Genomic DNA, 6,301 nt, shown 5'->3' on the forward strand with positions numbered 1-6,301 from the left:
GCTAAATAAGCGCAAAAGGCGCCATCCCCAAATCGAGGGATGACGTCTTTTTTCTCTGCAAATTATTCAACGCTTGGCAGCTTAACGTCCACGCCGTGCTTGTCAGTGACTACCGTCATGACCGTTGGGTCGTAGCCGGCTTCCTTGATGCCGTCCAGGTCAAACTCGATCAGAGTCTGCCCGGCCTTAACCAGGTCACCTTGTGCAACCTTGACGTTAAAGCCCTTGCCCTTAAGCATAACCGTGTCGATCCCGATGTGGATCAGCACTTCCGCGCCGGCCGTAGTCTTCAAGCCAATCGCGTGGCCAGTTTCAAACAAGGCTGCTACTTCACCGTCAACCGGAGCCTTAACCACGCCCTCAGTTGGCACTACCGCAAACCCTTCGCCCATGGCACCAGTTGAAAAAACTGGGTCGTTGACGCTTGACAGGGCAATCACCTTGCCAGCTACCGGAGCAGTCAAAGTTTCGCTCTTTGGCTTAGCTTCACTGCCTGGCCGTTGCTTCTTTTCAACTTTCTTACCGGCAACCATTTCATCATTGTAGCCCCAAACCCAGGCCACGATGAAGGAAATTACCAAAGCTGCCGCGCTGGACAGAAGGAAGGCATAAAAACTGGTCAAGTCGCTTGGATTCTTCGGGTTGAAGAAGGATGAGAAACCGATCAAAGAACCAGTAAAGCCGTACATGGTCCCGTGCATCAAGCCAGTAATCAAACCACCGACTGCTGACCCGATCAAACCTGAGATGAAGACCTTCTTAAAGCGAAGGTTGATCCCGTAAATAGCTGGTTCAGTAACCCCGCAGAAGGCTGAGACAGCCGCGGAGATACCCAAAGTCTTGGTCCCCTTCTTCTTGGTCTTCAAGGCTACAGCCAAAACTGCCGCACCTTGGGAAACCATGGTAACAGAAATAATCGCGTTCAATGAACTCTGGCCGCTTTGGGCAATCTGCTGGGCAACCAGCGGTACAACACCCCAGTGCAGACCGAAGATAACCAGAACTTGGTAGAAGGCACCGATCAAGAGGCCGCCGATCCAACCAGATGCTGAAACAACCCAGTTGATCAAGTCCGCGATCCCGTTGGCTACGCCTTGAATCACCGGACCGGTAACCATCAAGGTCACTGCTGAAACCAGCAAGATGGTGATCAATGGCGTGAAGATCATCTGCAGGTAGTCCGGCAGGTGGTCCTTCAGCCAGTCTTCCAGTTTCTTAGCCAGCCAGGCGGCCAGGATCATCGGGAAGATTGAGTAGGTGTAGTTTAGGAACTGGAAGTTAAAGCCCCCAATGCTGAACATGGTCTTGTACTGCCCGCCCCAAGTAACCAGCTGCGGGTAAGTCAGGACCCCGCCGATTACCGCGGCCACGATCGGGTCGCCGTTCAACTTTTTAGCAGCGGCGAAGCCAACCAGGATTGGCAGGAAGTAGAAGGCTGAGTCCGCCATGGCACTGACCGTGATGTAAGCCGTGCTCTTAGCGTTCAAAAGTGCCCCCAATTGCGGCAAAGTCAACAGGGCCAGGATCCCCTTGATGATACCGGAAGCAGCGATAACGCCAACTACCGGACTCATGGAACCGGTGATGAAGCCGATCAAGTTGCCAAAAGCTCTGGAAACCGGGTTCTTGCCGTCGTCTTCCTTAGTTTCAGCTGCTTCGCCGCCTTCCGGCAAGCCGCCCAGTTCCGCCATCACGGCGTCGTAAACCTGGGTAACCGCGTTGCCGATGACCACTTGGTACTGGCCGGAAGCGTGCATTACGTCGATAACGCCGTCGGTTTCCTTTAACACTTCATCGTTGGCCTTGCTTTCGTCCTTAAGGTAGAAACGCAGACGCGTGATGCAGTGAATCAAGCTGTTGATGTTCTCCTTGCCGCCTACATTGGCGATGATCGTCTTCGCCAGGCCGCTGTAATCTTTCTTTGCCATATTCATTCTCCAAAAACTTAGCGGGGTAACCGCTTTCTCTTAACTGTCTCCATCTTACGCTTGTGCATACAAGTTGTCAATAGCTATTTTAAAGTCTTTTTCCATCAGCATTGTTTCCGGTTTCTGTTTTCAATTTATCTTGTCCATACATGTTGAAAAAATCTGCCTGCCCGGCTATAATGAGGGCATAAAAGAATTTGGAGGCAAGAAAATGACTGCCAAGCAAGATATGATTACCCAAGACCTGGCCGGCAAGATCAGGCACGGGATCTACCCGCCCAAGTGCTTTTTGCCCAGCGAAAACGAACTGGCCAACCTCTACGGGGCATCCCGGAACACGGTCAGAAAATCCCTGGAAGACTTAACCAGCCTGGGATTAATCCAGAAGATCAAGGGCAAGGGCTCAATCGTCCTCGACTTTTCCCGTTTAAGTTTTCCTATTTCCAGGATCACGACTTTTAACGAGCTGAACCAATCCCTGGGGCTGAAAGCTCAGACCAAGCTTTTGGAAATCAAAGAAGTAAAAGAAGTTCCCGACGACTTCAGCTGCGACAACACAGAGCCTTTTATCAAGGTCAAGCGGCTCAGAATCATTGACGGTGAGCCGGACGTTTTGGACGTGGACTACATCTCCACCAAATACGTCAAGGAAATCAGCCCATCCGTGGCGGAACATTCCTTATATGACTACTTTGAAAATGAGCTGGGTCTGAAGATTTCCTACGCGGTTAAAGACGTAAGCGTGCAGACCGTGAGTGAGGAATTAGCCAAGATGCTGGAGCTGGACTCCGACCGAAAAGCCGTTTTAGTTAAGAGCATGGTCTACTTAGAGGACACCTCCCTCTTCCAACTGACCGCCTCTTACCACAATCCCAATCGTTTCAGATTTATTGACTTTGCTCGCCGCAGCAAAATATAGGAGAAAAATATGCAAAATTTAGGCCAAAAAGTCATCTACCAGATCTACCCAAAGTCCTTCTACGACGCTAACGGCGACGGAATCGGGGATCTTCGGGGCATTATCGAGAAGATCGACTATATCAAGAAGCTGAATGTGGACATGATCTGGTTCAACCCCTTCTATGTTTCCCCGCAAAACGACAACGGCTATGACATCGCCAACTATAGGGAGATAGATCCCCTTTTTGGTACCATGGCTGACTTTGAAGAGCTGCAGGCCAAACTGGCGGACATCGGCGTTGGCGTGATGCTGGACATGGTCTTGAACCACTGCTCAACTGAACATGAATGGTTTAAAAAGGCCCTGGCCGGGGATGAAAAATACCAGAAATTCTTCTACCTGCGGCCTGGCAAGCCTGACGGCGGTTTGCCAAACAACTGGCAGTCCAAGTTCGGCGGCCCGGCCTGGTCCAAGTTCGGCGACACTGACCTCTACTACCTCCACCTCTATGACCCAACCCAGGCCGATCTGGACTGGCACAACCCGGAAGTCAGAAAAGAACTGGAAGACGTGGTCAACTTCTGGCGGGGAAAGGGCGTCCGGGGCTTCCGCTTCGACGTCATCAACGTGACTGGCAAGAGCGAGGACCTGGTCGACTCTACTGACCCAACTGAAGAAAAGACCCTCTACACCGACACGCCGGTGGTTCACGACTACTTGAAGGAACTGAACCGGACGACTTTTGGCCAAGATGAGGACTCAATCACAGTTGGGGAAATGTCTTCAACCACCATCCCCAATAGTGTCCGCTACACCAACCCTAAGGAAAAGGAACTGTCCATGGTCTTCACCTTCCACCACTTGAAGGTCGACTATAAGGACGGGGAAAAGTGGACCAAGATGCCTTTTGACTTCATGAAGCTGAAGGGCCTGCTCAGCTCCTGGCAGACAGGGATGACGGCAGGCGGCGGCTGGAACGCGGTCTTCTGGAACAACCACGACCAGCCTTGGGCCTTGAACCGCTTTGGCGATCCGGTCCACTACCGGGAAAAGTCAGCGGAAATGCTGGCGGCGACGACTCACTTTTTGCGGGGAACGCCATTCATCTACCAAGGTGATGAACTGGGAATGGTTGACCCGGACTACCAGTCAATGGACGAGTACGTGGACGTGGAATGCAAGAACGCCTACCAAGAATTGCTGGACAAGGGCATGAGCGAAGATGAGGCTTTTGCAATCATCAAGGCCAAGTCCAGAGACAACTCCCGGGTGCCGATGCACTGGGATGCCAGCAAGTACGCTGGCTTCAGCCAGGTTAAGCCGTGGCTTATGCCAACCCACCAAGACGAAATCAATGTCGAAAAGGAACTGGCTGAGGGGGAAGTTTTCGCCTTCTACCAGAAGCTGATCGCTTTGAGAAAGCAAGAGGACGTGATTTCCGCCGGCGGCTTCCGGGAAATTCTGCCGGATGACCAGCAAGTTTTTGCTTACGTCAGAGAACTGGACGGAGAAAAGTTAGTTGTCTTCAACAACTTCTACGGAAAAGAAACCATTGTGTCCGTGCCAAGCGACCTGCGGGAAAGCGGGCAGGTTCTTTTGGACAACTATCAAAGAGAGCTCAGCCAGCTGCCAGCTGAATTGAGCCTGCGGCCATACGAAACCTTAGCCTTTAAGATTCAATAAATATGAAAATGCCTTGCAAGATTTAGACCGAAAACCGGTTGCTTGCAGGGCATTTCGCTTACTATTCATCATTTTTTCGTATTTGATCGTCCATTAATGCGATTTTTTGCTAAAATTATTTATAAGGACTTACTTTCATATTGTTCGTTTAGATTATAAGTAGAGGAAGTCCTTTTCTTATAGCCAATTGAGTGTAATTTTCTAAGCATGTATCGTTTTTTAATGATACATAAAAATTTTTACATAAATATATAGTTGTTTTAGTATAAAATCATAGAGGACTGATAATCATGAGCCATAAACACGATCCCTACTTCAACGCCAAATTAAATGGGAAAGAAAAGTTTGGCTTTCGTAAATTATCGCTTGGCCTGGCGGCAGTTGCGTTAGGAACCAGCTTTTTCGTAAGTAACGGGCAACTGGTGCACGCGGCTGACGATCAAGCAACTGAAACTGTCGTGCAGCAAAGCAGTGCGAGTGACAGCAGCTCGGCAGATACAAGCTCTAGTACTGCAGCTGCAGAGAATACTAGCAGTGAGACAGCTACTGCTGCCGCGGAAGAGACTACTACTGCGGAAAATGCGGCTGCAGAGAGTACTAGTAACGAATCTACCGTCACAGACACGGCAACTGCAGAAAATACAAGCAGCGAATCTACTAGGGAAGAGACTGCTACTGCTGCTGCTGAGCAAAAGCAAGCAGACGTAACAAGCAATCAAACTGCTTCAACAGAAACAGCAGACAAGGAGACTGCTGAACCAGCAAAAGAAAGCGCAGCAGCCGCTGAAAGCAGCATCCCGGAAAACGAAGCAAGCACTTCCCAAAATAACACTGAAGCCCAGGAAAGTAAGCAAAGCAATGTCAACTACAACATCACTGTCTACGACAGCGCGGAAAATGCCAAAAGTGCCAATCCTGCTGGCAAAATCGAAAGTTCCCCGGACAAGCCTGAGAATTTGACGCCAGGCAATCAAAACATCTATCTGCGCTTCAACATTTCTGGCTTAGCGGAGAATACCACCCCGCTTACGATTTCTTTTGACAACGCGGGCGGCTTAAGAAACAGCAGCAAGGATTTTGTCATTTCCTATAACGCGGGCACTACCACCCTGCTTGAACAGAGCAAGCCGGTTTGGAACTTAATTAATAACGGTGACGGCACCCTCACTTTAAGCCGGGCTGAAAACACCAACGCTACTAGCGCGGATTTTTACATTCCTGTCCAAGCCAACCGGGCAATCAATCCCAGCTTAAGTGACGAAGGAAAAGACAGCAGTTTAACGCCGGTGATTACTACTAGCGACGGCACAGCAGTTTCTTCAACAACTAGCGGCCCGGTTCTGTACGCCAAGATTACGCCGGCCAAGGATTTTGTCCAAAGCGATGAGATCCTCTACGGTTTTTCCATGGAAGAAAGATCTCTGACCGATGAAATGAGATATAATCCCGGCGCGAGCGATGGCGACTCCACTGATATTTCGCTTGAGCATGAATTGGACTTGCTGAAGGCCAACAGCGACGGCGATGTGAAGCAGTTTATCGACAGCGCGGTTGCCAACAACACTGTCTACCAGTGGGGATACTACTTCAACTACCCTAAGACCAGTTTGGAAAACGCGGACTTCAGATCATATTTTGACAAGATGCAGATCCCGCTTTACTCGACGCTTAAAGTTTTTGCAGTGCCTGACGATTTAGTCAGCTACACTAATAGCGCGGGGCAAACCGTCAGAATTGGCGAAGACCAGAAGTTAAGCGAGCTTCCGGAAGATATTCAAGCTCATTATAT

Annotated in this window: 4 protein-coding genes; 3 read left to right on the plus strand and 1 reads right to left on the minus strand. The window is 50.0% G+C overall.

Translation table 11 applies throughout. From position 1 onward, the window contains the following. Positions 1 to 62: 62 nt before the first annotated feature. Positions 63 to 1,928 (minus strand): beta-glucoside-specific PTS transporter subunit IIABC, encoded by a 1,866-nt coding sequence (locus tag ACI32D_RS00585; protein WP_439774741.1) that lies wholly within the window; start codon positions 1,926 to 1,928, stop codon positions 63 to 65. Positions 1,929 to 2,139: 211 nt separating this feature from the next. Between ACI32D_RS00585 and treR the strand changes: the two genes are divergently transcribed. The 3 genes from treR to ACI32D_RS00600 form a co-directional block, all read left to right on the plus strand. Then, a complete protein-coding gene (gene treR, locus ACI32D_RS00590) occupies positions 2,140 to 2,847 on the plus strand; it encodes a trehalose operon repressor (protein WP_439774742.1) in 708 nt (235 codons plus the stop codon). 9 nt (positions 2,848 to 2,856) lie between these two features. Continuing rightward, positions 2,857 to 4,512, plus strand: a complete 1,656-nt coding sequence (gene treC / locus ACI32D_RS00595; RefSeq protein WP_439774743.1) for an alpha,alpha-phosphotrehalase — start codon at positions 2,857 to 2,859, stop codon at positions 4,510 to 4,512. Between the two features lie 290 nt (positions 4,513 to 4,802). Further along, the coding region (locus ACI32D_RS00600; protein WP_439774744.1) for a YSIRK-type signal peptide-containing protein at positions 4,803 to 6,301 on the plus strand (1,499 nt) is incomplete at its 3' end.

Origin of the sequence: Lactobacillus sp., from assembly GCF_051873315.1 — a bacterium.
GTDB lineage: Bacteria > Bacillota > Bacilli > Lactobacillales > Lactobacillaceae > Lactobacillus.

What these genes read in the sequence shown, in the direction of transcription:
- ACI32D_RS00585 (WP_439774741.1), bottom strand. Translation starts at nt 1,928, where the DNA reads ATGGCAAAGAAAGATTACAGCGGCCTGGCGAAGACGATCATCGCCAAT.
- treR (WP_439774742.1), top strand. Translation starts at nt 2,140, where the DNA reads ATGACTGCCAAGCAAGATATGATTACCCAAGACCTGGCCGGCAAGATC.
- treC (WP_439774743.1), top strand. Translation starts at nt 2,857, where the DNA reads ATGCAAAATTTAGGCCAAAAAGTCATCTACCAGATCTACCCAAAGTCC.